General features: G+C 64.1%; 22 protein-coding genes. 9 read left to right on the top strand and 13 right to left on the bottom strand.

Annotated elements, in window-relative coordinates; all coding sequences use genetic code 11:
- Positions 1–21: 21 nt before the first annotated feature.
- The 4 genes from ACN0T5_RS15995 to ACN0T5_RS15980 form a co-directional block, all read right to left on the bottom strand.
- Positions 22–522 (bottom strand): HPr kinase/phosphorylase, encoded by a 501-nt coding sequence (locus tag ACN0T5_RS15995; protein ID WP_417769607.1) that lies wholly within the window; start codon positions 520–522, stop codon positions 22–24.
- Positions 519–2,360 (bottom strand): stimulus-sensing domain-containing protein, encoded by a 1,842-nt coding sequence (locus ACN0T5_RS15990; protein WP_417769606.1) that lies wholly within the window; start codon positions 2,358–2,360, stop codon positions 519–521. Before ACN0T5_RS15990 ends, ACN0T5_RS15995 begins: the two co-directional genes overlap by 4 nt.
- A 75-nt stretch (positions 2,361–2,435) precedes the next feature.
- Positions 2,436–3,134, bottom strand: a complete 699-nt coding sequence (locus tag ACN0T5_RS15985; protein ID WP_417769605.1) for a response regulator transcription factor — start codon at positions 3,132–3,134, stop codon at positions 2,436–2,438.
- Between the two features lie 113 nt (positions 3,135–3,247).
- Positions 3,248–4,642, bottom strand: coding sequence for an MATE family efflux transporter (locus ACN0T5_RS15980; protein WP_417769604.1), 1,395 nt, complete (start codon positions 4,640–4,642; stop codon positions 3,248–3,250).
- Between the two features lie 536 nt (positions 4,643–5,178).
- On the opposite strand from ACN0T5_RS15980, the gene ACN0T5_RS15975 reads away from it, so the two are divergent.
- The 8 genes from ACN0T5_RS15975 (at position 5,179) to ACN0T5_RS15940 (ending at position 13,276) form a co-directional block, all read left to right on the top strand.
- The gene (locus tag ACN0T5_RS15975) at positions 5,179–6,792 is read left to right on the top strand and encodes a phosphoenolpyruvate carboxykinase (RefSeq protein ID WP_417769603.1); all 1,614 of its coding nucleotides are present in this window, start codon (positions 5,179–5,181) and stop codon (positions 6,790–6,792) included.
- 175 nt (positions 6,793–6,967) lie between these two features.
- The gene (locus ACN0T5_RS15970) at positions 6,968–7,309 is read left to right on the top strand and encodes an XdhC family protein (RefSeq protein WP_417769602.1); all 342 of its coding nucleotides are present in this window, start codon (positions 6,968–6,970) and stop codon (positions 7,307–7,309) included.
- 70 nt (positions 7,310–7,379) lie between these two features.
- Entirely contained in the window at positions 7,380–8,078 is a 699-nt protein-coding gene (locus tag ACN0T5_RS15965; protein ID WP_417769601.1) for an XdhC family protein, read from the top strand.
- Positions 8,075–9,691 carry an NTP transferase domain-containing protein gene (locus ACN0T5_RS15960; protein WP_417769600.1) on the top strand — a complete coding sequence of 539 codons (1,617 nt, stop codon included), beginning with the start codon at positions 8,075–8,077 and terminating at the stop codon, positions 9,689–9,691. Before ACN0T5_RS15965 ends, ACN0T5_RS15960 begins: the two co-directional genes overlap by 4 nt.
- Before the next feature lie 199 nt (positions 9,692–9,890).
- Positions 9,891–10,538, top strand: coding sequence for a L,D-transpeptidase (locus ACN0T5_RS15955; protein WP_417769599.1), 648 nt, complete (start codon positions 9,891–9,893; stop codon positions 10,536–10,538).
- A 9-nt stretch (positions 10,539–10,547) separates the two neighbouring features.
- Positions 10,548–11,096, top strand: a complete 549-nt coding sequence (locus ACN0T5_RS15950; protein ID WP_417769598.1) for an OmpA family protein — start codon at positions 10,548–10,550, stop codon at positions 11,094–11,096.
- Positions 11,097–11,369: 273 nt separating this feature from the next.
- Complete coding sequence (locus tag ACN0T5_RS15945) at positions 11,370–11,585, top strand: hypothetical protein (protein ID WP_417769597.1); 216 nt, start codon at positions 11,370–11,372, stop codon at positions 11,583–11,585.
- Between the two features lie 149 nt (positions 11,586–11,734).
- Positions 11,735–13,276 (top strand): cryptochrome/photolyase family protein, encoded by a 1,542-nt coding sequence (locus ACN0T5_RS15940; protein ID WP_417769596.1) that lies wholly within the window; start codon positions 11,735–11,737, stop codon positions 13,274–13,276.
- A gap of 125 nt (positions 13,277–13,401) precedes the next feature.
- On the opposite strand, the gene rpsL is transcribed toward ACN0T5_RS15940, so the two are convergent.
- The 9 genes from rpsL to mutM form a co-directional block, all read right to left on the bottom strand.
- Positions 13,402–13,773, bottom strand: a complete 372-nt coding sequence (gene rpsL / locus ACN0T5_RS15935) for a 30S ribosomal protein S12 (RefSeq protein ID WP_306028163.1) — start codon at positions 13,771–13,773, stop codon at positions 13,402–13,404.
- 117 nt (positions 13,774–13,890) lie between these two features.
- Positions 13,891–16,344 carry a DNA topoisomerase (ATP-hydrolyzing) subunit B gene (gyrB, locus tag ACN0T5_RS15930; protein WP_417769595.1) on the bottom strand — a complete coding sequence of 818 codons (2,454 nt, stop codon included), beginning with the start codon at positions 16,342–16,344 and terminating at the stop codon, positions 13,891–13,893.
- A gap of 212 nt (positions 16,345–16,556) precedes the next feature.
- Positions 16,557–17,174: a LysE family translocator gene (locus ACN0T5_RS15925; RefSeq protein WP_417769594.1), complete on the bottom strand. Its 618-nt coding sequence runs from the start codon at positions 17,172–17,174 to the stop codon at positions 16,557–16,559.
- Between the two features lie 41 nt (positions 17,175–17,215).
- The gene (gene recF / locus ACN0T5_RS15920) at positions 17,216–18,355 is read right to left on the bottom strand and encodes a DNA replication/repair protein RecF (RefSeq protein WP_417769593.1); all 1,140 of its coding nucleotides are present in this window, start codon (positions 18,353–18,355) and stop codon (positions 17,216–17,218) included.
- Positions 18,356–18,443: 88 nt separating this feature from the next.
- On the bottom strand, positions 18,444–19,562 hold the full coding sequence (gene dnaN / locus ACN0T5_RS15915; RefSeq protein ID WP_417769592.1) for a DNA polymerase III subunit beta: 1,119 nt from the start codon (positions 19,560–19,562) through the stop codon (positions 18,444–18,446).
- Positions 19,563–19,793: 231 nt separating this feature from the next.
- Positions 19,794–21,269 (bottom strand): chromosomal replication initiator protein DnaA, encoded by a 1,476-nt coding sequence (gene dnaA / locus ACN0T5_RS15910; RefSeq protein ID WP_417769591.1) that lies wholly within the window; start codon positions 21,267–21,269, stop codon positions 19,794–19,796.
- 1,137 nt (positions 21,270–22,406) lie between these two features.
- On the bottom strand, positions 22,407–22,673 hold the full coding sequence (gene rpsT / locus ACN0T5_RS15905; RefSeq protein WP_306028157.1) for a 30S ribosomal protein S20: 267 nt from the start codon (positions 22,671–22,673) through the stop codon (positions 22,407–22,409).
- Between the two features lie 265 nt (positions 22,674–22,938).
- Positions 22,939–23,712 (bottom strand): enoyl-CoA hydratase, encoded by a 774-nt coding sequence (locus tag ACN0T5_RS15900; protein ID WP_417769590.1) that lies wholly within the window; start codon positions 23,710–23,712, stop codon positions 22,939–22,941.
- A 136-nt stretch (positions 23,713–23,848) separates the two neighbouring features.
- Complete coding sequence (gene mutM, locus ACN0T5_RS15895) at positions 23,849–24,766, bottom strand: bifunctional DNA-formamidopyrimidine glycosylase/DNA-(apurinic or apyrimidinic site) lyase (RefSeq protein ID WP_417769589.1); 918 nt, start codon at positions 24,764–24,766, stop codon at positions 23,849–23,851.
- A gap of 229 nt (positions 24,767–24,995) precedes the next feature.
- Here mutM and ACN0T5_RS15890 point away from each other — a divergent pair.
- Positions 24,996–25,485 (top strand): class I SAM-dependent methyltransferase (locus tag ACN0T5_RS15890; RefSeq protein WP_417769588.1); only part of this gene is annotated, 490 nt, incomplete at its 3' end.

Raw genomic sequence — 25,485 nt, 5'->3', positions numbered from 1 at the left:
CGATGTATGCCGGGTTTTTCCTCACAGGCGCGCTTCCGCACCCGGGCTTGCCCCGGCTTTCGGAGGGAAAGCCGCGCCTTCAAGGCTCCGGAGTTCTCCCATAACCCGCAAGGCCGCACCTCCATCGCCCCCTGACGGAAGCGTCAGCCGGACAAGCTCGATACCCAGCAGACGGACCACCCGGTCACCGGCTTCCGGCAGCCGCTCGATCTCGTCTTCCGGGAGCAGGTCGACAACAAGACGGACGACGACACATGTTTCGCAGACAACCTTGACGATGCCTTCCCCGCGCAGTTCCCAGAGCCCCGCTATGGGTGGAGGACACGAGGCGATCAGCCGGCCGTTGCGCGGCCGGAGATGAACACGATCATCCGCGACATGCAGGCCGAGCCGGCCACGGGCCTGAGCCTCTTCCACGATCAGCCGGCCAAGCCGGGACTTGCCGGCTCCCGATGCGCCGCGCAGCAGCACACCCGAAGTGCCGGCCAGTACGCAGGACGCATGCATCGCCTGATGGGTCATCCGCGCCTCTCCGCCGGCAGCCGCACGATGAAGCGGGCTCCGCCGATTCGGATCTCGCCCGTCCCGGGCTCCTTCTTCTCGCGGTTGACGACCGAGATCGTGCCGCGATGCGCCTCGACGATTTGCCTGGAGATGGACAGGCCGAGGCCGGAATTGTTGCCAAAGCCTTCAGCCTCGGGCCGGTCGGTATAGAACCGTTCGAAAATGCGGTCCTGGAGTTCGGCCCGCACCCCTGGCCCTTCGTCGTCGACAGTGATCTCGACCATGTCGGCGGTGCGACTTGCCTGGATGAGGACCTTGCTGCCCGGCGGAGAAAAGGACCGGGCATTGTCGATCAGGTTGTTGATCACCTGGCCGAGCCGGCTGTCATGGCCCAGCACCCGGTAGGGATGGTCCCGGCGCGTGGGGTGCAGCAGCACCTCCACCCGTGCGTCGCTCGCGCCGGCGCGTTCATTCGCCAGATCGGCGACGCCGAGGAGCAATGCCGACACATCGACCGGCTCGGCATCGATCCGGGCCAGTTCGGCATCAAGGCGCGAGGCGTCCGAGATATCGGTGATCAGGCGGTCGAGGCGGCGCACGTCGTGCTGGATGACATCCATCAGACGTTCCCGGGCCTCCGGCTGGCGGGCAAGCGGCAGGGTCTCGACGGCGCTGCGCAGGGATGTCAGCGGGTTCTTCAGTTCATGCGCGACATCCGCCGCGAATGTCTCGATCGCATCCATGCGATTGTAGAGTGCGTTGGTCATGTCGCGCAGCGCCCGCGCAAGGTGGCCGATCTCGTCGCGGCGCTCGGAGAATTGCGGGATCTCCTCGCGGGACTTGATGCCCCGGCGCACCCGTTCGGCAGCCGCCGCAAGCCGGCGGACGGGGCCGGCGATCGTGCCGGCAAGCAGGATCGAGAGAACCATCGTCACGGTCGCCGCCACGAGGAATACCCGGACGATGCCGACGCGCTCCGCGCGCACGATCGCATCGATGTCCCCCCCTTGCGTCGAGAGCAGCAATGAACCGAGCACTGCACGGAACCGCTGAACGGGCACCGCCACGGAAACGATCAGTTCTCCCCGCGGAGACACTCGCACGACGCTTGCCGGAGACCCCGCGAGAGCGGCCTCGACTTCCGGATAGGCGCGGCCATTGCCTGCCCCGATTTCCTCGTAGAGCGGCAGATCGCCACGACGGAACCAGAGTTTGACATCGGCCCAGAACTTGTCCCAGAGCCCCGGCTCCTCGGTCGTCGGAGGCGGCAGGTCGAAACGCAGGATCTGGCCGCGCGCGTAAAGATGGCGCGAATCCAGAATGAGAATACCTTCGGGATCGTAGATGCGGGCCCGGGTGCGGGTCGGCGATATCAGCCGGCGCAGGACAGGGGCGACACGTTCCGGATTGATCGGAAAATCGATGAGCCGCGATCCGTCGGTCGGCGAAATGCTTTCGCCAGTCTGCAATTGCAGCAATTGTTCCGGATCGACCATCAGCCCGTCGGTCTCGACCGTTGCGGAGGCTGCAATCGCTCCTGCGATGATCTCGCCCTGGGTGAGGAGACTCTGCGTGCGCGCATCGATCAGGCCGGCACGGAACTGGTTGAGGTAGAGAATGCCTCCGACCAGGGCGCAGAGGCCGGCAAGGTTGAGAACGAGAATGCGGCGCGTCAACGAGGAGGTGAGATAGGGGCCGATGGCGCCGCCGATGCGCGAGCGCAGGCGCCGACGCAGGCGGCGCTGGCCAAGCGACCTCAAACCGGACACGCGCTCCGTCGCAGGCTGCGCATCAGGCTCTGCCTCGTGGCGCGGCGTGTTGCCGGCCTGGTCGCCCGTATCCACCTCTAGTGCCATTCACCTTCCCCGGTGCGGTCTCCTCCCGCCCGCAATACGACCATCGGCTGAAAACGCCAGACGGCAAATAGCCGCCTATCCTTCCCGGAACCGATAACCGACGCCATAGAGCGTCTCGATCATGTCGAAGCTGTCGTCCACCAGCTTGAACTTCTTCCGCAGCCGCTTGATATGGCTATCGATGGTCCGATCGTCCACATAGACCTGATCGTCATAGGCCGCATCCATCAGCGCATTGCGGCTCTTGACCACGCCAGGGCGGTGGGCAAGCGCGTAAAGGATGAGGAATTCGGTGACCGTCAGCGTCACCGGTTGACCTTTCCAGGTCGACGTGTGCCGCTCCTGGTCCATGACAAGGTCACCCCGTTCCAGCAGCTTGTCGCTCTCCGACTTGGCCGTCGCGGGGTCACGCGGCTGGACCCGGCGCAGCACCGCCTTGACGCGCTCGACCAGAAGCCGCTGCGAGAAGGGTTTGCGGATGAAATCGTCGGCGCCCATCTTCAACCCGAAGAGCTCGTCGATCTCATCGTCCTTCGAGGTCAGGAAGATGACCGGCAGGTCGGACTTCTGCCGCAACCGACGCAGAAGCTCCATGCCGTCCATGCGCGGCATCTTGATATCAAAAATCGCGAGGTCGGGCGGATCCGTGATCAGCCGGTCAAGTGCTGAGGAGCCATCCGTATAGGTGTGGACACGATAGCCCTCGCTTTCCAGCGCGATCGACACGGAGGTCAGGATATTGCGGTCATCGTCTACAAGCGCGATCGTCGGCATGATGGCAGCCCTGATCCCATTCTTCTTGTTGCGTCGTCTTGGTTTACCAGCCTAGGCGGTCCAAATGCGCATAAATTATGGCGAGACGAAAGAGCACCGGGCAACCGGCCGGCTCATCCCGCCGGCACGGGCCGGGAGGCATGACGAGCGACCTGGTAGCGAAAACGCAGCGCCAGACCGGTAAAGGAAACAATGATCCCGGCAATCAGCCCGCCGATCAAACCGCCTGCACCAAGTTCCAACGCAATCGCCGTCGCATAGGCGCACGGGATCGCCACAAGCCAAAAGGCGCCGATCTGCAACAGCGTCGGCCACCAGACGTCTCCGAGCCCGCGCAGGGCGCCGATTGCAACCGCCATCGCCGCATCGACGGAGAGCATGAAGCCCGCAATGAAAAGCGCCCTGCCGGCGGCTGCGACGGTCGCAGGATCGGATGTCACGGCGAGAGCCGCCGTCTCGGGCGCAATGAAGAAGAAGAGGGCAACGGGAACCGGCCACACGGCCCCGACCAGAATGCCGGCCCAACCCGCGCGCCCGATATTCCCGCCGTCGCGCTCGCCAAAGGCGCGGCCAACCCTGATCGCCGTAGCCCCGGCCGTGCCGATCGCCATCATGAATGTCAGTGTGACGAGGGTCATCGTTGTCTGATAGGCGGCAAGCTCGGCCGTACCCAGCCGCCCCGCCATCATCACCACGGTGGCGAAAGCGGCGCTCTCCACGCCCTGCGCAAGACCCATGGGAAGACCGAGCCGACGAAGCAGGCGCGCATCGGGATCGAGCCACATTCCGGCGAATGCAGGCCCGAGCTTCCTGCTCGGCAGAATCTGGAAGGCGTCGTCACGGCGCGCCTGATCGATCACGATCGCCAGCACCGTCAGGCCCGCGAAAGAGCGGGCAAGGCTGCTCGCCAGCATCACACCCTCCGCGCCCATCGGCGCGACAAGGCCTCCCCAGCCGAAGCCGAAGATCATGTTGAGGGGGATATTGAGGAGATTGGCGGCGAGCATGATCGCCATGCCGGTTTTCGGCCGGCCGGTCGCCTCCAGAAACAGGTTGCAGGCGATGAAAACGAGAATGCCGGGCATGCCATAGCCGAAAGCAAGCGATACCCGCGCCGCGCCCGCCGCCAGGTCGCGTGCCTGGCCTGTGCCGACGAAGAACGCTTCGGCAAACGCCGAAAGCATCAGCACTGCAAGCCCCATGGCCACGGCATGGGCAAGGGCTGCCCGCAGGATCGCCCCCGCGCGCCGGGCATCGCCGGCGCCCAGCGCCTGCGACGCGAGGACCGCCGTCGCCTGCAAGGCCCCGACGGCGATCAGCATCAAGGTCAGCTGTGGCGCGACGCCGAGGCCGAAATAGGCAAGCTCGACAGCGCCGGCGCGCCCGACCATGATTGTGTCGACGGTGAACATGACCACCAGCGCCGCCCGCGCGATGATGATCGGAAGGGCGAGCGCAACCGTTCGGCGCAGATGAAGGGCAAGGGACTGCGGCTCAAGGCGCGACACGGCAATCATCTCTTCTTTTCAGGAAAAACCGGTTTTCTGGAAAGACCGATGCGAACGCGGATCCCAGTCGAGCCTGCAAGGCACGTCATCGGCTTCAGGCGCCATGACGAACCGGCACTCTCGAACGGACACTCCGCTCAATCCGGCAAATGAAACGAGTATTCCATATATCACGCCAGTGCTTGTTGAATTAATTTGCCGCAAAAAATAATTATAATCGCGGATACCGTGGATTAAATCGATTTAACATCCTGCCTGCGGCATTTGTTCCGCTTGTTGATCTTCGGCCCTTCCACTAGTTTCGCCGTGCGAAAAACGAAGATGGCAGGACCGGCGCAACCCAGAATCGGATTGCTGGCCGGCGGATGCGTCGAATGCAAGCTGCCAGTCTCCCGGACCGCCGCAACGCGGCCCGACATCAAGCAGACCGGCGCATATCGTCTTGCGGAAACAGGACTTCGGCATCGGACGTAACGGCCAGCGGGAACGCAAGCAAGAACGGCCGGACGACAAAACAAGACAGGGATCTCGGAAACATGGCGGACAAGGGCGTAGGGCTTCCCTCGAAAAGCACGGACATGTGCGGTTTGACGGATCTTGGCGGGCTTTACCGCAATCTCACGGCACCCGCGCTCTATGAGCATTCCCTGCGAGGCGGCGAGGCAAGCATTGCCAATGGCGGCGCGCTTGTCGTCGAAACCGGCGTGCATACCGGCCGCTCTCCCAAGGACAAGTTCGTTGTCGTTGACGACACGACGCGCGACACGGTCTGGTGGGACAACACCGCCGCGATGAGCCAAGAGCACTTCGCCCTGCTTCACGCGGACATGGTCGAACACGCGAAGGGCATGTCCCTCTACATGCAGGACCTTTATGGCGGCGCCGATCCCAGCTACCGCATCAATGTCCGCGTCTTCACCGAATTCGCCTGGCATTCGCTCTTCATCCGCAACCTGCTGATCAGGCCGGACCGGTCGGAGCTCGCGGATTTCGCTCCGGAAATGACGATCATCGACCTGCCCAGCTTCAAGGCCGATCCGAAGCGTCACGGGTGCCGGACGGAAACCGTCATTGCCTGTGACTTCACCAACAAGATCGTGCTCATCGGCGGCACCTCTTATGCCGGCGAGATGAAGAAGTCCGTTTTCTCGCTCCTCAATTTCGTCCTGCCGGAAAAGCGGGTGATGCCGATGCATTGCTCCGCCAATGTGGGCGACGACGGCGATACCGCAGTGTTCTTCGGACTTTCGGGAACCGGCAAGACCACGCTTTCCGCCGATCCCGGGCGGACACTGGTCGGCGACGACGAGCATGGCTGGGGTGGCGACGGCGTCTTCAATTTCGAAGGCGGCTGCTATGCCAAGACCATCAAGCTGTCGGCGGAAGCGGAACCCGAGATCCATGCCACGACCCAGCGTTTCGGGACGGTGCTGGAGAATGTCGTTTACGACGAGGACACGCGCACGGTCGATTTCGACGATGGCTCGAAGACCGAAAACACGCGCTGCGCCTATCCGATCAACTTCATCTCCAACGCCAGCGAGAGCGGGCGTGCGCCGCATCCGAAAAACATCATCATGCTGACGGCCGATGCATTCGGCGTGCTGCCGCCCATCGCACGACTGACGCCGGCCCAGGCGATGTACCACTTCCTGTCCGGCTACACCGCCAAGGTCGCCGGCACGGAGAAGGGCGTGACGGAGCCGCAGGCGACATTCTCGACCTGTTTCGGCGCGCCTTTCATGCCCCGGCACCCGTCCGAATACGGCAACCTGCTACGCTCGCTGATCGCCAGCCACGATGTCGACTGCTGGCTGGTCAACACCGGCTGGACAAGCGGCGCTTATGGAACCGGCTATCGCATGCCGATTCGCGCAACCCGCACCCTGCTCTCGGCGGCACTGGATGGCTCGCTGCGCGACATTGAATACCGGACCGATTCCAATTTCGGCTTCGCCGTACCGGTCGAGGTGCCAGGTGTCGACCCCGCGATCCTTGACCCGCGCTCGACCTGGGCCGACAAGGATGCCTATGACGCACAGGCCGCCAAGCTGGTCGAGATGTTCGTGACCAATTTCGCGAAGTTCGAAAGCCATGTTGACGGAACGGTCCTGGCGGCAGCGCCCTCGTTCCAGGCCGCCGCCGAGTAGGCGTCGGACGGCACCTCCAGAACGGATCAGACCCGGGCGTCCCGCTACAACGGGACGCCCTTTCTGTTGGCGGCGCGTGCTATCCCGCGGACCGCTTCCGACCAAAGGCCCCTGCCAGCGCCCTGTGCAGGACGACGGGACACACCTATATTCCCTCCAGAATGGAGAGGTCGACATGCAACAAGACGTGATACCGACCGGGCCGGACCCGCTGACGCTCGCCGAGGACTGGGCGACCGGAGGACGCAGGGTCGCGATGGCAACCGTGATCGAGACCTGGGGCTCGGCGCCGCGCCCCGTCGGCTCCCACCTCGTGATCGATTCGGACGGCAATTTCGAAGGCTCCGTCTCGGGCGGATGCGTCGAGGGGGCCGTGGTCGCGGAAGCGGTCGACGTCATAGAAACGGGACGCCCGACAGTGCTCGAATTCGGCGTCGCCGACGAGACCGCGTGGCAGGTGGGCCTGTCCTGCGGTGGGCGCATCCGGATCTATGTGGAACCGGTCACGAAAGACTGAGACACCACCCCGCCAGATACTCCTCCGGCAGCGATGAGCCAGGACGCTCGCAAGCAGGATTTCCAGCACAATGGATCTAGACCTTCTATCCAGGCTCAACGCCGCCCGATCGGGGCGCCAGGCCGCGATCCTCGTCACGGATCTGGACAGCGGCGCGCAGCGCCTTGCCAGGCCGGAAGATGTTGCCGGGAAAGACCCGCTGGCCGGCGAACTGGCCACCCGCTTCCGCTCAGGCAAGTCCGGCCTTGTGGAAACGCCCGAGGGCGGGAAAGTCTTCCTGACCGTCAGCGTGCCGCCACCGCGCATTGTCCTGATCGGCGCCGTGCATATCAGTCAGGCGCTGCTGCCCATGGCGGAGCTTGCAGGATTCGACGTGACGGTGGTTGATCCCCGCACGGCCTTTGCCACGCCGGAACGTTTCCCGGGCGGGCGGCTGCTTGCCGAATGGCCGGCGGACGTGCTGGCGGACATCGCGCTCGATCCGTTCACCGCGGTTGCGGCGCTTACACATGACCCCAAGATCGACGATCTGCCGATCGCCGCAGCACTGCACGCGGGATGCTTCTATGTCGGCGCGCTCGGCAGCCGGAAGACCCACGGGAAACGGCGGGAGCGGCTGCTCGCGGACGGAGTTGCCGCCGACGCGTTCGAAAGCATCGACGCGCCGATCGGCGCAGATATCGGCGCCGCCTCGCCAGCCGAGATTGCCGTGGCGGTTCTCGCCAACATCATTGCAGCGCTGCGAAAGGGTCCGGGTGAGCATCCATGAAGTTCGGCCCGGTCGCCACGCGGTACGCTGAAGGCTGCCTGATCGCGCATACGGTCCGGCTGGCCGACGGTGCCCTCAAGAAAGGCCATCGCCTCAGTAGCAATGACCTCCGCCGGCTGATCGCAGCCGGTGTCGAGGAGGTTGTGGTGGCGCGCCTCGATCCTTCCGACTGCCACGAAGACGAAGCCGCCGGAATTCTGGCGCAAGCGGGCGATGGCGGCGGCATGACGCTTGAACCCCCGTTCACCGGCCGGGTCAACTTCCGAGCCGACAGCGACGGGGTGCTGGTGGTCGACAAGCAGGCCGTCGACGCGGTCAACCGCATCGACCCGGCGATCACGCTGGCCACCTTGCCGGCCTTTGCCCGGGTCACCCGCGGACGAATGGTCGCCACGGCCAAGATCATCCCCTTCGCCGTTTCGCGCGCACTCGTGGAGCAGGCCGCTGACCTGGCCCGGGGTGCCGTTCGCGTCGCTCCCTTCCGGTCAAGACCGGTGAGCCTTGTCGCGACCATGCTGCCGCATCTCAAGGCCTCGGTTCTCGACAAGACGCGGCGCATCACCGAGGCCCGACTCTCGGTTTCCGGATCCACCCTGCGCAAGGAGCGCCGCGTCGCGCACGAAACGGCACCGACCGCCGAGGCGATCCGGGCAAGCGTCGCGGACGGAGCGGAGATGGTGCTCGTCTTCGGCGCGTCGGCCATCGTCGACCGCGATGACGTGATCCCCTCCGCGATCGAGCAGGCCGGCGGGCGGATCGTTCATTTCGGCATGCCCGTCGACCCGGGCAACCTGTTGTTGGTCGGGGATATCGACGGCATTCCCGTCATCGGAGCCCCGGGCTGCGCGCGCAGTCCCAAGGAGAACGGTTTCGACTGGGTTGTGGATCGCTTGATGGCAGATTGTCCGGTCACCGCGGCCGACATCGCCGGCATGGGCGTCGGCGGCCTGCTGATGGAGATCGGCACCCGCCCGCAGCCGCGCGAAACCTCGCCGACGCCGGCCCCGCCTCGGAAGATCGAGGGAATTCTTCTCGCGGCCGGCCAGTCCAGGCGGGCCGGTGGCGTCAACAAGCTGCTTGCCACAATAAACGGCAAGCCGCTGGTGCGCATCGCTGCTGAAGCCGCGCTGGCGAGCCGGCTCTCGCGACTGACCGTCGTGACCGGACACATGCACCAGGAGATCGAGGCGGCCCTGTCCGGCCTCGACCTGCGGTTCGTTCACAATGCGGATTTCACGGAAGGCATGGCGAGCTCCATTCGATGCGGGGTCAATGCGCTCGGCTCCGACGTCGACGCCGCGATGGTTCTTCTTGCCGACATGCCGGGTGTGGATGCCGGCGCCATCGACAGGATCCTGAAGGCGTTCAGCCCCGAGGACGGGATCACGATTGCGCTTGCGAGCGTCGACGGGAAACGCGGCAACCCGGTCGTCTGGGACCGGAGCTTTTTCGATGCCCTCACCCGACTGGAAGGCGATACCGGGGCGCGTCACCTGATCGGCGAGCACGGCACGTCCGCCAGGCAGGTCGAAATCGGCGCCGGCGCGCGCCTCGATCTCGATACGCCGGAAGCGCTCTCCGCCGCCGGCGCGATTGTCGTTCCGACATCCTGAAGCTCTGCAATCCTGCGGAGGATTGACCTTTCCGCCCTGATGAACCGTAATAGGCAGGGCCTGGGAGGAGCATTGCGGACACAGCGCGTTACGGGAGGCGCGGCCGCCATTTCCCCTGGAGCCATACGCGTCGGCAGGTGACATGATGCGTGTCGCCAGCACGGCAGAAGATCGGATGACCGTCAGAGGAGGCGACGGCATGACGACTTATCTTACCCGGCGCGCCGTGCTTGTCGGCGCAGGGGCGATCGTGGCCAACACGTCCTTTCCGCTGCCAGCCATCGCATCGTCGAAATGGTTCCAGGGGACGGCGAGCGATGGCGGCTTTGCCTATCGGCGCACGAATTTCTCTGTGATCAAGCCGCACTGGCGGCGGCAGATGGTCAAGTATCTTTCACCTGAATCGCCGGGTACCGTCGTTGTCGATACCGGCAACCACTTTCTCTACTGGGTCTGGGAAAACAACACAGCGCTGCGCTATGGCGTCGGCGTCGGCCGAGAAGGGTTCAAGTGGTACGGGCGAGCGCAGATCAGGCGCAAGTCGCTCTGGCCACGCTGGGTTCCACCGCCCGAGATGCGCAAGCGCCAACCCGACCTGCCGAAGATGGTCGAGGGAGGGGCCGCCAACAACCCGCTGGGGCCTCGCGCGCTATACCTCCACTACGACAACGGCCAGGACACCGGATACCGCCTCCACGGGACACTCGAACCCTGGAGCATCGGCAACGACGTCTCGTCCGGCTGCATCCGGATGTTCCCGGAAGACGTGATCGATCTCTATCAGCGCTGCCCGGTGGGGACCCGCGTTTCCGTTCTCGAGCATCTTGGCGCAGGCCAGCAGGGGTAAGGGGGCAAGGTGACCAGCGTTCCGACTTCGACCGGAGGAAGCATCCTCCGCCACATCCTGCGGCGCAATATTGCAGTCATGTGTCTTGTGACGGGCGCAGGCCTTGTTTCCGGATGCAACACCGCCGAGAACATCGCGACTCCCAACGTGACCAACGCGCCGGCCGTCGGCTTCGCCAACATGGAGCCCGGCAGTGAAGAAGCTTTCATGCTCAATGTCGGACGCCGGACCTATTTTACGGCCGGGTCGGCCGAGATCGACGAAACAGCCCGAATGACCCTCGACAAACAGGCCGACTGGCTCATTCGCAATTCGGGCTGGTATGCGAAGATCCAGGGCTTCGCCGACGACCCCGGTAGCGCGGTGGACAATCGCAATCTGTCCACGCGGCGGGCCAACGCGGCAATGGCGTACCTGATCTCCAAGGGCGTTCCGGCCGGGAGGCTTTGGGCGAAGGGTTACGGAACCGAGCGCAAGGTGCGCGACTGTGCCCAGGAGGAATGCAAGGCCCAGAACAGGCGCGTGGTGACCAATCTGCGCGAGGAGAAGGAACGCTGACGCCCGAGACAGGACGTTTCCGGTCGCGCCAATCGCCACAAGATTGCTGCACTGCGATATTGGCATGGCTCCCATGCCCGTACCGCGCTTGGACTCCGCGATTGTGACAAGTATATTACGGAGCTGAATTCAATGCCGGTACCCTTGCAGGGAGTGTCCGGCTTTTTTGGGCGAACGCGTTCGCGCGACCGCCGTCCAGGTTGCAGGTGCTCCGGCGAAGACCCCGGAGGCCTTGCCACGGTCGGCAAACGCCTCAACCAAAGGACTGAACCAATGATCGAACTTCGTCTGCCGCGTGCCGGCCAGTGCAAGTGGGCCGAGGGCACAGGCGGCAACTACACCTTCCCGTGCCGCAACCGGGTCGATGCCGGAACCTCGTATTGCGACGAGCATCACGCTCTGGTCTATATCTCCCCCGAAGAGCGCCGCCGCAATCGCGAGAATGCCCCGATCGCCTTCCGCGCCCAGCAGAAGCGTATCGCTGCCTGATACGACTGTCATCTGCATGAATGTTTCAGGGCTGCCCGCGACACCGCCGGCAGCCCTTTTTATTGGATCCGGCAGCTCCGCGCCCTCGTATCGAAGGACAGGCGTTCCAAAACCGGAACGTTGAGTGTCCCCTTCAACGCCGGATTCCAATGTCCGACACCACAATTATCCCCGTTTTCGCCGATCAGCTCAGTCTCAATCTGTCGGCGCTCCGGCGTGCCGACCGCCAGCGCGACCGGGTGCTGATGGTTGAGGTGGCCGAAGAGGCGCACCATGTCGCCCATCACAGGAAGAAGCTCGCGTTCCTGTTCTCCGCCATGCGCCATCACGCGCAGGCCCTGCGAGAAGACGGATGGATCGTCGATTACGTCCGGCTCGATGAGCACGGCAATACCGGGTCCTTCAACGGCGAGCTCGGCCGCGCCATAACCCGCCACAACGCCACACACGTCGCGCTGACCGAGCCAAGCGAGTGGCGCGTGCTCGAGATGGCGCGCCGCTGGCCGGACAGTTTCCCCGTTCACGTCGAGATCGTCGAGGACGGGCGGTTTATTTGCTCCCACGCCGAATTCTCGAAGTGGGCCAAGGATCGCCGGCAGCTCAGGATGGAATATTTCTACCGCGAGATGCGCAAGAAAACCCGGCTTCTGATGGACGGGAATGAACCTGCCGGAGGTCGCTGGAACCTCGATGCGGAAAACCGCAAGCCGGCCGGCCGCGATCTGCTCATGCCGCAACCCTTGTGGGTGGAGCCCGATGCGACAACACGGGACGTCATCGACATGGTCGGACGCCTCTTCCCCGAGCGGTTCGGGACGCTGGAGCCTTTCGGATACGCGGTGACGCGGCCGGATGCGCAGCACGCCCTAGACCTCTTTGTCGCGACAGCCTTGCCCGACTTCGGAACCTATCAGGACGCGATGCTGAGCGGAGAGCGCTTCCTCTATCACTCCGTGCTGTCCGCATATCTGAACACCGGCCTGCTCGACCCGCTCGATATCTGCCGACGAGCGGAGACGGCATGGCGCGCAGGGACGGTGCCGCTCAATGCCGCCGAGGGTTTCATCCGCCAGATCATCGGCTGGCGGGAGTATGTGCGAGGCATCTACTGGATGGAGATGCCTGGCTATGCGGAGAAAAACGTCCTCGAGGCCACGCGGCCGCTGCCCGCGTTCTACTGGAGCGCCGACACCGATATGGCGTGTGTCCGGGAGGTGGTCACACAGACACGCGAAACGGCCTATGCGCATCACATCCAGCGACTGATGGTGACGGGGAATTTCGCGCTTCTGGCCGGGATCGAGCCGCAGCAGGTCCACGAGTGGTACCTCGCGGTCTATGCCGATGCATTCGAATGGGTCGAACTGCCAAACACGCTTGGCATGAGCCAGTTTGCCGACGGCGGGCTGCTGGGGTCCAAGCCCTATGCGGCGAGCGGAAACTATATCAACAAGATGTCGGACTATTGCGGTGGCTGTCGCTACAACGTCAAGGACCGCACGGGGCCGGATGCCTGCCCGTTCAATCCGCTCTACTGGGACTTTCTCGTGCGAAACAGGAAAAGCCTCGGCCGCAATCCTCGCCTTGCCCAAGCCTATCGCAACTGGGACAGGATGCCGGCGGAGCCCCGTGCAGCCTATCTCGGCAGGGCGCAAGACGTCCTCGCCAGGCTTGAGAAGGGACGCGTCTGAGAGACTGCGGAAGACATCCGGCGCCAGAACGCAGACGCCAGAACGCAGAAACCTCCCGAAGTGGCTTCGGGAGGTTTCTGAAATTCTCGTCGTGCGGCAAGAGCCGTACGACCGGCGTCCGGATCTTACTTCGGACGCTTCGAACCGTAGAGCGACCGGCGCTTCTTACGATCCTTGACACCCTGGGTATCAAGCACGCCACGGATCACGCGGTAGCGGACACCGGGAAGATCGTTCGGGCCGCCGCCACGCACGAGCACCACCGAGTGCTCCTGCAGGTTGTGGCCTTCGCCCGGGATATAAGCCGTGACTTCATTGCCGTTCGTCATGCGCACGCGGGCAACCTTACGAAGCGCCGAGTTCGGCTTACGCGGCGTCGTCGTGTAGACGCGCGTGCAGACGGCGCGCTTCTGCGGGTTTCCGCCCAGCGCAGGGGTCTTGGACTTCTTGACGGTCGGCTTGCGGTTCTGACGAACCAACTGGTTGATTGTCGGCATAGGTGGTTTGCAGCTTGTTTTTGAGGAATGTCTTGGCCGCTTCCTATAGGGGGGGCGACCGGCTTTGTCAAAGAAAGAATCCCCGATCGCGGCGTTTTCCGCGATCGGGTTCGTCGATCACACGTCGAGATTGGCAACGGCGAGCGCGTTCTCCTGGATGAAGGCCCGGCGCGGATCGACATCGTCACCCATCAGCTTGGTGAAAATATCGTCGGCGGCATCCGCCTCACGCACCTTTACCTGCAGCAGGGAGCGGGCGTTCGGGTCGAGCGTCGTTTCCCAGAGCTGCTCGGCATTCATTTCGCCGAGACCCTTGTAGCGCTGCATCGATATGCCCTTGCGGCCTTGCGCAAAAACCGCAGCCAGAAGCGCCCGCGGTCCGCGGATCGCCGTCTCCGTCCCTTTTCTGTAAAGGGTGGCGGCCTTGCCGTAGACCTCCTGCAGATGGCCGGCCCTGGCATGCAGCTTGCGCGCATCGGCGGCCCCCAGAAGTGCCGCATCGATGGAAGCAACCTCCTTCACGCCGCGCACCATGCGTTCAAAGACGAGGTCGCCGTTGTCGAGCACCCGACCTTCCCAGCCGCGCTCGAACTCGTCGGCCAGAATGTCGAGACGCCGGGCGATATAGGCGGCCGCCTCGCCGGCCTTGTCTGTATCGTCGTGGACATCGGCATCAAGCGCACCGGCAATGGTTGCCTGCTCGACCACGTCCCGGTCGTAGCGCGAATGCAGTCCGTCCAGGATATGGGTGACAGCACGCGCCTTCTCGACGACATCGCGCAGGTCCTTGCCCGCACGGACCTCGCCGTCGGCAAGCGTCAGCGAGCAGTCCTCGAGCCCGGTGTCGATCAGATAGTTTTCAAGCGCTTCCTGGTCCTTCAGATACTGCTCGGAATTGCCCCTCTTCACCTTGTAGAGCGGCGGCTGGGCAATATAGACGTGGCCGCGCTCGATCAGGTCCTGCATCTGGCGGAAGAAGAACGTCAGCAGCAGCGTGCGGATATGGGCGCCATCGACGTCGGCGTCCGTCATGATGATGATCTTGTGGTAGCGGAGCTTTTCGAGGTTGAACTCCTCCTTGCCGATGCCGGTGCCGAGAGCGGTTATCAGCGTGCCGATCTCGTTGGAGGAGAGCATCTTGTCAAAACGGGCCCGCTCGACATTGAGGATCTTGCCGCGCAGCGGAAGGATCGCCTGGTTCTCGCGGCTGCGGCCCTGCTTGGCCGAGCCGCCGGCCGAGTCACCCTCGACCAGGAAAAGTTCGGCCTTGGCCGGATCGCGTTCCTGGCAGTCGGCGAGCTTGCCGGGAAGGGAGGCAATGTCGAGGGCCCCCTTGCGCCGCGTCAACTCGCGCGCCTTGCGGGCCGCCTCGCGGGCGCTGGCCGCCTCGACCACTTTCGAAACGAGGGTGCGGGCCGGTGCCGGGTTTTCCTCCAGCCAGGTCGACAAGGTCGCATTGATCACGTTCTCGACCACGGGACGGACCTCGGACGACACGAGCTTGTCCTTGGTCTGCGACGAGAATTTCGGATCCGGCACCTTGACGGAAAGGACGCAAGTCAGCCCCTCGCGGCAATCGTCGCCGGTCAGCGAGACCTTTTCCCGCTTCAGAAGTCCCGACTGTTCGGCATAGCCGGTCATCTGCCGGGTCAGGGCCGCGCGGAAGCCCGCAAGATGGGTGCCGCCATCACGCTGGGGGATGTTGTTGGTGAAGCACAGGACATGTTCGTGGTAGCTGTCGTTCCACCACATCGCCGCCTCCACGGTGATGCCGTCCCTTTCGGCACGCATCACGATCGGCGTCTCGATCAACGGGTGCTTGGCCCGGTCGAGATAGCGGACGAAGGCCTCAAGCCCTCCCTCGTAGAACAGTTCGACGGCGTTTTCCTCGACACCGCGCCGGTCCGTCAGGAGGATGCGAACGCCGGAGTTCAGGAAGGCAAGCTCGCGCAGCCGATGTTCCAGGGTCGCGAAATCGAACTCGATGCGCGTGAAGGTCGCCGGGGACGGCATGAAGGTCACTTCCGTGCCCTTGCGCCCTTCGCCGGGACCAACCACCGTCAGCGGAGCCTCGGCATCGCCGTCGCGAAACCGCATGCGGTGCTCGTTGCCGTTGCGCCAGATGCGCAGGTCGAGCCAGGTCGAAAGCGCGTTCACGACGGAAACGCCAACACCGTGCAGGCCGCCGGAGACCTTGTACGAGTTCTGGTCGAACTTACCGCCGGCATGCAGCTGGGTCATGATGACCTCGGCGGCCGACACGCCCTCCTCCGGATGCAAGTCCGTCGGGATGCCGCGCCCGTTGTCGGTTACCGTGACCGACCCCTCGGCATTGAGGGTGACGGTCACCCGGTCGGCGTGGCCGGCAAGCGCCTCGTCGATGGCATTGTCGACCACCTCGTAGACCATGTGATGAAGACCCGAGCCGTCATCGGTGTCGCCGATATACATGCCCGGACGCTTGCGCACGGCATCAAGGCCCTTGAGGACCTTGATGGAGCCGGCGCCATACTCGTCGGCATCAGCGGGAACTTGCGGATCGGGCTCGCCGGTTGTCGGGGTATCGGTCATTCGAATCAGTTGCTCACCTGGTCATGTCTGTAAGACAGTTATACGGGGTTGAAGCACGGGTTCAACCAAGCTGCGGGCGCCGTTTGCTCAAGTGAAACAGGGGCGAAAACCGGCTCTTTCCGGTCTCCTCCCGCCGATCTCCCCACACCGCTGAAAACTGCTGTTTCCCTAGCAATATCAACGACCCACAAGCCCCGGCCGCGTTGTGGCGACTACCGCGTCGCCACTGCGACGGCAGCACCGGCCATTACCGAGCCGGCAACCCTGTTGAGAAGCCTCACCGATCTCGGACTGGTGATCATCACACGTGCGCGCTCGGCGAGCAGGCGATAACCGCCAAGCACCACCGCCAGCACCACCAGCGTCACAAGCGAAAGCTCAAGATAGCCGAGCACCGTGACCGTTTCGAGAGCGATGATATTGGGCAGCAGGGCGAGGTAGAAGACCATTGTCTTCGGATTTCCGAGAGTGAGCGCCAGCCCTGCAAGCGCAAGACGGGCACGGCTCTCCTGCGGCGACACGCGAACGCTCGCCATGCCGGCATCGGCGGGAGCGGTCCACATCTTCCAGGCAAGATAGACCAGATAGGCCGCGCCCAGATACTTGATCATGAGGAATACGGCGCCAAACGTCTTTGCCAGGACGGCAAGACCGGCAACGGCAAACCCGAGCCAGATGACATCGCCGAGCGCAATGCCGAAGCAGAAGGCGGCAGCGCCCTCGCGGCCGCGCGCCAAGACGCGGGCGACGATCGCGGCGACCCCCGGACCGGGGATCACCGCCGCCACGAAAAGGGCAGCGGCAAAGACGATTAGCGCGGAGACTTCCATTTTGAGACGTTTCCCGAACCGGACGATGGGGAGCCCGAGGCTCACCCCTCTATATAGGGACTTACGCCCGAACTTGCGACCTTCAAGACAAGGCTTTCGGGAGGAAGATCCGCGAAAAGCTGGACGTCCGTTCCGGTCATCAGGACCTGCAGTCCGAGATCGGCAAGTCTGGCGAACAGCGCCTTTCGGCGACCGGGATCCAGATGCGCCGCCACCTCGTCGAGAAGCAGGACCGGCGTCATCCCGGCGGTCACCGCCGTCACCTCCGCATGCGCGAGGACAAGACCGATCAGGAGCGCCTTTTGCTCCCCCGTCGACGCCAGTGCGGCGGGCATGTCCTTGGCAAGATGCCGCACCTCCAGATCGCTGCGATGCGGGCCGGAAAGCGTCCGTCCCGCCGCACGGTCCCGGCCACGCATCGCGACAAGCAGGTCTCGGTACCAGTCTTCCAGCTCCGAGGCAGGGCGCCCGTCAGCCTCCGCCTCGAAGTCACCGGCGAGGGCGACGCCGGCGCGGGGAAACGGCAAGCCAAGGTCATCCTGCGCCTCGATCCTGGCCTGCAGGAGGGCAACCGTCTCCCGGCGCGCGCAGCTCACCGCGACCGCCAACGGGGCGAGTTGCGCCTCGACCGCATCCAGGAATGCCGGCGTGCCTCCCTCGTCGAGCAGCCGGTTGCGCGCCCGCAGGGTTTTCTCCAGGTCCGCAACACGACGCCCGTGGCCGGGATCGATGGCCAGCACCAGACGGTCGAGAAACCGCCTGCGATCACCGGCGGGGCCGGTAAACAGCCCGTCCATCGCCGGCAGCAGCCACAGGACCCGCATGTGTTCCAGCAATTGCTCGGAAGACCTGGCATCGGCGCCGTCGATCCGGATGCGCCGGCCGGTCGCCCCCGGTGCATGACCGACGCCGATCCGCGTTTCCCCGAACGGCCCGTCCAGCCGCGCCGCGACGGACCAGCCGCTGTCCGCGTCCTTGCGGCGAATGTCATCGAGCTGAGCCCGGCGCAGGCCACGCCCCGCCGTCAGCTGGGAAACAGCCTCGAGCAGATTCGTCTTGCCTGCCCCGTTGTCGCCGACCAGCGCGACAAGGCGCGCGCCGAGCGAGACGGAAACCTGCGTGTAGTTTCGGAAATCTGTCAGGCTGAGGCTGCGGAGAGCAACCTGGATCGGTTCGCCCATTCCGCATCCACCTTGAGCCGTTTGTCCCTGCCGCGAGTATCCGCGGGACGAGACCGCCTGCAAGGCGGCCCCGGAAGGCGCTTGATGTCTAGACGCGCATCGGCATCAGGACATAAAGCGCGTCTTCCACGCCCTTGTCCTGGATCAGCGTCGGCGCTCCGGCATCGGCGAAACGGAAGGAGGCGGTATCGCCGCGAAGCTGGCCGGTGATCTCCAGGAGATAACGCGAGTTGAAGCCGATCTCGAGAGGATCGCTGTCATAATCGATGGCCAGTTCCTCGGTGGCCGAACCGCTGTCCGGATTGACGACCGTGAGAATCATCCGCCCTTCGGAGATGGCAAGCTTCACCGCCCGCCCGCGCTCCGAGGAGATCGTCGAGACACGGTCGACAGCCGCCTTGAACTCGTCCCGCTCGACGAGCATTTCCTTGTCGTTGTTCTGCGGGATGACGCGCCCGTAATCGGGGAAGGTGCCGTCGATCAGTTTCGACGTCAGCACGACATCCCCGGTGGTGATGCGGATCTTGGTCTCGGAGATCTCGATCAGCGCTTCGGCGTCCGGCGCTTCCAGCAGCTTCTGGATCTCGCCGACCGTCTTGCGCGGCACGATGATGCCGGGCATGCCGGTCGCCCCGGCAGGTGCCGGAATCTCGGCCCGTGCCAGACGGTGCCCGTCGGTCGCGACACCGCGCAGCCGCTCGCCGGCCTCGGTCGCCACCGCATGCACATAGATGCCGTTCAGGTAGTAGCGCGTCTCCTCGGTGGAGATGGCGAACTGGGTGGCGTCGATGATCGTGCGCAGGTCGCGGGATGCGAGCGTGAAGGAATGGCTGAATTCGCCCGCCGTAATGTCCGGAAAGTCCGCTTCCGGCAGCATCTGCAGGGCGAAACGCGAGCGGCCTGCCCGAATTTCAAGCGTCGCATTGTCGGAAGAGGTCTCGAGCGCCACCTGGGCCCCCTCGGGCAGCTTGCGCACGATGTCATAGATCATGTGCGCGGGCACCGTCGTTGCGCCCGGCTGCTCGACCAGTGCCGTGATCCGTTCGGAGATTTCCAGATCGAGGTCCGTCGCCTTGAGGAGCAGTTGGCCGTCCTCACACCGCAACAGCACATTCGACAGGATCGGAATGGTGTTGCGGCGTTCGACGACACGATGAACATGGGTCAGGGACTTCAGAAGATCGGTCCGCTCGAGTGTCACTTTCATTGCGTCGTCCGTTGTCGAAAAGCGTGGGTGTCGTGAGGTACGTCCGCGCGGAAGCCGCAACGGTCAAATGGCCGTCGACACTGCCCCGTTGCGCTGCGAAATGCAAGCCTTTGGAGGTCCGTAGCAATCCATGCCGGCAGCCTCGGCGCACGGGAAGCGAGCCGGTTCCGGGGGTGGCGCGGGCATGTGCTCGCACCACCAGGGACCGGTGGTCACCGATGCCATGCGCCCTCAGGCGTCAAGCATCCGCTTCAGCAGGTCCAGCTCCTGGGCAAGAGCCGCATCCGAGCGGGCCAGATCCTCGATCTTGCGCACCGCGTGAAGAACCGTGGTGTGATCGCGATTGCCGAAGCGGCGACCGATCTCCGGCAGCGAGCGCGGCGTCATCATCTTGGCGAGATACATCGCGATCTGGCGCGGACGCACGATCGTGCGCGTGCGACGGGCCGAAAGGAGGTCCGCCTTGGAGACGTTGTAGTGCTTGGAGACGATGCGCTGGATCTCCTCGATCTTGACCCGCCTCGGCTCGGTGTTGCGGACAAGGTCGCGTAGCGTGGCCTCGGCCATTTCCTGCGTCACCGGATGGTTGGTCAGCTGGTTGTGCGCGATCAGCCGGTTGAGGGCGCCTTCCAGGTCGCGACCGGAATTGCCCACGTGCCGCGCAACATAGTCCAGCACGCCCTCCGGGATCGAGAAGCTCGGATGGGCCCGGCGTACGGTTTCGATCCGGCCGGTCAGGATCGCCCGGCGCAGGCCGAAATCCGGCTCGGAGATGGCGACGACAAGCCCGCCGGCCAGGCGCGAGCGCATCCGGTCGTCAAGCGTCTCCAGATCTGCCGGCGGCCGGTCCGCAGCCACGACCACCTGCCGTGCGCCATCGATCAGGGCATTGAGCGTGTGGCAGAACTCCTGCTGGACCTGCTTGCCGTGAAGGAACTGCATGTCGTCGATCAACAGCAGGTCGATGGTCCGGAGCGTGTCCTTGAATGCGAGCGCCGACTGGGCCTTCAGCGCCGCCACGAAACGGTACATGAAATGCTCGGCCGTCAGATACAGCACCCGCTTTCCGCTTGCCCGGGCAGCCGAGGCGACGGCCTGCATCAGGTGGGTTTTTCCAAGCCCGACAGAGGCATGGATATAGAGCGGGTTGAACGTGACGGACGCTGCCGTCGCGACCTGCCGAGCCGCGGCCAGCGCCAGAGCGTTGGACTCGCCCTCAACGAACGAACCGAAGGTGTATTTCGGGTCGAGCGCCGCACCTTCGAGGCTGTCAGTGCCCTCGCGTGCGGTCGCCGAGGCCGACGAGCCCGCGCCCGTCGTTCCGCCGTTGCCGCCAGCGAACGTATTGTCGACGACCTTTACCGGCTGGGCGGAACGCGGAGACGAGGGAAGCGCGCGCGCTGCCGCGACCGCCGCCGGGCGAGCCCGCACCGCGCCGCGCACGGTCAGCTCGATCCGGTGAACGTCCTCGCACTCGTGCTTCCACAGCCCCACGAGACGCTCACGATAGTGCGACTGGATCCACTGCTTGAGGAAACGGGTGGGGACGGACAGACGAACCGTGCCGTCCGAATGGTCCTCAAGGTCCACCCGCGCGAACCAGCTTGAAAAGACGTCCTCGCCCAGTTCGGCGCGCAGGCGCTTCTTCACGCGCGTCCAATGATCGATCCCTGCGGCCTCGGATGCCGGCAGTTCCTGCAAGTTCATGGCAACGCCTCCAAATAATCCCAACGGGATGCTCCGCCGCCGCAGAGCCCGTTGATTTTCTGTCTGTTTTCGCCGTTATCGGCTTGTCTTCGGTTGTCGCGAGCGCGACGTGTCCCTGCCGGAGAAAGCGAGACTCGCTCCGGTGCTTTGCTTGGCGCCAGACTTTCCGGGTTGAGCCCCAGGCCGGTTACGGCACGGGCCGCCCTCTTATCTGGCGGGCGCGGATGCTACGCGTGATCCAGGAAATCCGCCGGTCAGGAACCCTCGCCGGCGGCACGCAGAAATCAGGTTACCGGCCCCCTGCAGGGCCGCTCCATCGGAGCGGCACAGAAAGTCGATTGAGCAGTCATCGTCAAGCCCCTCTTTCCAGTCTTTGCTGCAGTGCGACGTCCTGTCGTCAGGTTCCGGCGCACATGACTTCCGGTTGTCTCCGCAAGTCGCTTCAGGCATCGAGTCTCACACAGCGCTCCAGCGGAGAGCAAAAGAAAGTCGCCTCGCCGAAAGTATCAGCAAGCCAGAACACTGCGATTTTGTGATTTTCTAACGCGGCAGTTGGTTTACTACAGACTAGACGCCACTTCAGAGCGGGCGTCTTCGAACATTCGCAAGGAGAGACAATGCCACCCGTTCAATGTATATTTTTGACACAAATATATCATTGCTCTCCTAGAGGCCCCTGTCGCGTTTCTTGTAAGATTTGACCGGGCGAGTGCCCGATAGACAAACCATACACAGCGCCCGTCAGGCCCGCAACAGCGTCTCACGCCAATTCGACAACGCACTGCGCAGGCCGGAGCCGGCCGGACCGAGGCGACGCCGGGAAAGCAAAAAAGAACGCTTTTGACTCAACGTGTTTTTGCTCCGGCGAGCAGTCCGAAACCCATTTTGCTGTGCACTAAAAAAAAATAATCAGCTTCAATCTTGACAGCCCGCAAAGCGACGGCGATCCGCGCGGCTCTCGGCAACATTGATACAAGATATTGAAATTCAAAGTATATTCCTGCCAAGCGCCCTACACTCTTCAACACGCGAATCGTGCGAGATAGTTAGGTGGTTGGCGTTCTCGACGATCTCTGCCGGCAAAAGAAAAACCCGACCAAAAGGCCGGGTTTCAAATCTTCAGACGGGGTAGAAAGCCTACGCGCCGAGCGACTTGATCCGCGCGCTCAGGCGAGAAATCTTCCGCGACGCCGTATTGCGATGAACAACGCCCTTGGTTACCGCCCGCATGAGTTCGGGCTGGGCCGCCTGGAGCGCCTGGTTCGCCGCCGCCTGATCGCCGGAAGCAATCGCTTCCTCGACCTTGCGCAGGTGCGAACGCACTCGGCTGCGGCGGGCCTTGTTGATGGCCGTGCGGCGCTCGATCTTGCGCGCCGCCTTCTTGGCCGAAGGGGTGTTGGCCATATTGTGTCCTGATGCGTTACGTGATCATTCCGACTCGTCGCGATCGAGGCGTCAGATGTCACCCCGGTCAAACGAAAGCGGCGGCGGAACGAGCCGCCACCGGTCGGCTGGGTTATAGGCCGCCGGCCGCGCCCCGTCAACGCGAAAGTCGCAATCTTCGAGGCAAAATGGCTCCCGGCGACAGCCAGCCGTGCGAGAACCGCCCGCCGTGGCGGATCGGAGGCTTGTTGCGCCAATGGCAGCAAGCACCCGAAGCCCGGACCTGCTAGCTGTTCCTGAATTGCGGCGCGCGCTTCTCGACGAAAGCGGCCATGCCCTCGGTCTGATCGTCGGTCGCAAACATGGAGTGGAACAACCGACGCTCGAAGCGGACGCCTTCGGCGAGCGTCGTTTCATAGGCGCGATTGACGCTTTCCTTGGTCATCATGGCGATGGGCAGGGAGAAGTCGGCAATCTTTTCCGCAACCTTCAGGGCCTCGTCGACAAGCTCGTCGAGCGGCACCACCCGGCTGACAAGTCCGGAGCGCTCTGCCTCCTCGGCGTCCATCATGCGTCCCGTCAGGCACATTTCCATGGCCTTGGACTTGCCAACGAAGCGGGTCAGGCGCTGGGTGCCGCCCGCGCCCGGCATCACCCCGAGGGTGATTTCCGGCTGTCCGAATTTCGCGTTGTCGGCGGCCAGAATGAAATCGCACATCATCGCCAGTTCGCATCCGCCGCCGAGCGCATAACCTGCGACCGCCGCGATGATCGGCTTGCGGAAACGGGAGACCTGGTCCCAGGAGGTTATGAAATCAGTCTTGTAGGCCTCGACAAAGGAAAGAGAGCTCATCTCCTTGATGTCGGCGCCCGCTGCAAAGGCCTTTTCCGAGCCGGTGAGCACCACGCATCCCACCTTGTCGTCGCTTTCAAACAGCGCCAGGGCGGCATTGAGTTCGGCAATCAGTTCGGAATTCAGGGCGTTCAACGCCTTCGGCCGGTTGAGCGTGACAAGCGCCACACGCCCGCGCTTTTCGACCCGAATATTCTCGTATCCCATGGGACCTCCCGGAGATGGAGCGGCGCCGGAGGGCGGCGCCGCCTTTGCGGCTCAAGGGGTAGCCGAAGCGGCCCGCAGCCGCAACCAGGCAAACCCTGCAGCCTGCCGGTCTTCGCCCGGCATGCTGCGGTGCAGTCTAGCGCTGACAGCGCGGGCAGAAGAAGGTCGAACGTCCCGACTGGGTGATACGCGCGACCGTGCCCCCGCAGCCCGACCGCGGACAGGCCTCGCCCTCGCGCCCATAAACAAGGAAGGAGTGCTGGAAATAGCCGAGTGCCCCGTCCGCCTGCCGATGGTCGCGCAGGGTCGAGCCGCCCGCGGCAATCGCCGCGTCGATCACCTCCCTGATCGCCGTGGCCAGCCGGACCGCACCCGCACCGGCGGCGCCCCGACCGGTCACCAGCGACCCGGACGCGCGACGCGGCGACAACCCGGCCCGATGAAGCGCCTCGCAAACATAGATATTGCCAAGACCGGCAATGTTGCGCTGATCGAGGAGCGCCGCCTTGAGAGGAGCCGCCTTGCCCTTGAACACGGAGGCAAGATGCGCCGCATCGAGTGCGTTGCCCGTCGGCTCCAATCCCAGATTGGCGAAATAGGGATGCTGGTCGAGCGTATCGCGCGGGACAAGCGTCATGAAGCCAAAACGGCGCGGGTCGTTGTAGACGATCCGCATGTTGGTGCCGGCAGCCTCGTCCAGACCGAACACGACATGGTCGTGCGTGCGATCCTCGGACCGCGGATAACGAAACATCTCGCCTGCAACCGTCCCTGGCGAACGGCCCTCTCCGCTCTCCCCGACCCGTTCGATGCGAAAGGCGCCGGACATGCCCAGATGCATCACCACCACCATGCCGTCCTCCAGGTCGGCGAGCAGATATTTCGCCCTCCGCCCCATTGCCACAACCCGGCGGCCGGCGATGCGCGCGCCGAACTCCTCGGGGAACGGAAAGCGGAGATCCGCGCGCCGCAGCACGACGTCGCGGATGACCGCTCCCTCCATGACCGGCGCAAGGCCGCGCCGAACGGTTTCTACCTCGGGAAGTTCCGGCATCTCGCGCTCCAGTTGACCTGTCCGGTCCCTGCTTGCAGACAACGGCAGGCGGCGTCAATCGACATGCTGCCGTCATTCGCCGGATTGAAGGGCGGCAACCACTGCCGGGACCCTTTTCGAACCTGCGGCCACATGGACGGGGCCTGCGCCGATCCGCGCCCGTGACCTCTCTCCGGAAATGCTGTAAGCCAAGCCTCAGCAAGCGAAAACGAACCGCACGGAGAGGCAGATGTCGGGACGCATGGACAGCGACCGGGCACGTACCCACGGCCCGGAAATGGCGACAAGCTTCGGCTTCCGCACGGTCGAGAACGGTGAAAAACAGCCGCTCGTCAATGACGTCTTCCATCATGTCGCCAATCGCTACGACCTGATGAACGATCTGATGTCGGGAGGGCTGCACCGCCTTTGGAAGGACGCAATGGTTTCCAGCCTTGCGCCGCCGCGCTCCGACGCACGCGCCTTTCGCGTGCTGGATGTCGCCGGCGGCACCGGCGATGTCGCGACCCGTATCGTCACACGCGGCGGGGCGCGGACAAGTGCCGTTGTCTGCGATATCAACGGATCGATGCTTCAGGTCGGTCAGGCGCGCGCCGACAAGGCGGGCCTTTCGGATCGCCTGCGCTTCGTAGAGGGCAATGCCGAGGACCTGCCGTTTCCCGACCGGTCCTTCGATGCCTACACGATCGCCTTCGGCATCCGCAACGTGCCGCGCATCG

The organism is Stappia sp. (assembly GCF_048261845.1).
Lineage (GTDB): Bacteria > Pseudomonadota > Alphaproteobacteria > Rhizobiales > Stappiaceae > Stappia.
Note: the sequence above shows the minus strand (reverse complement) of the source record. Positions and strands in the feature narration are given on the sequence as shown.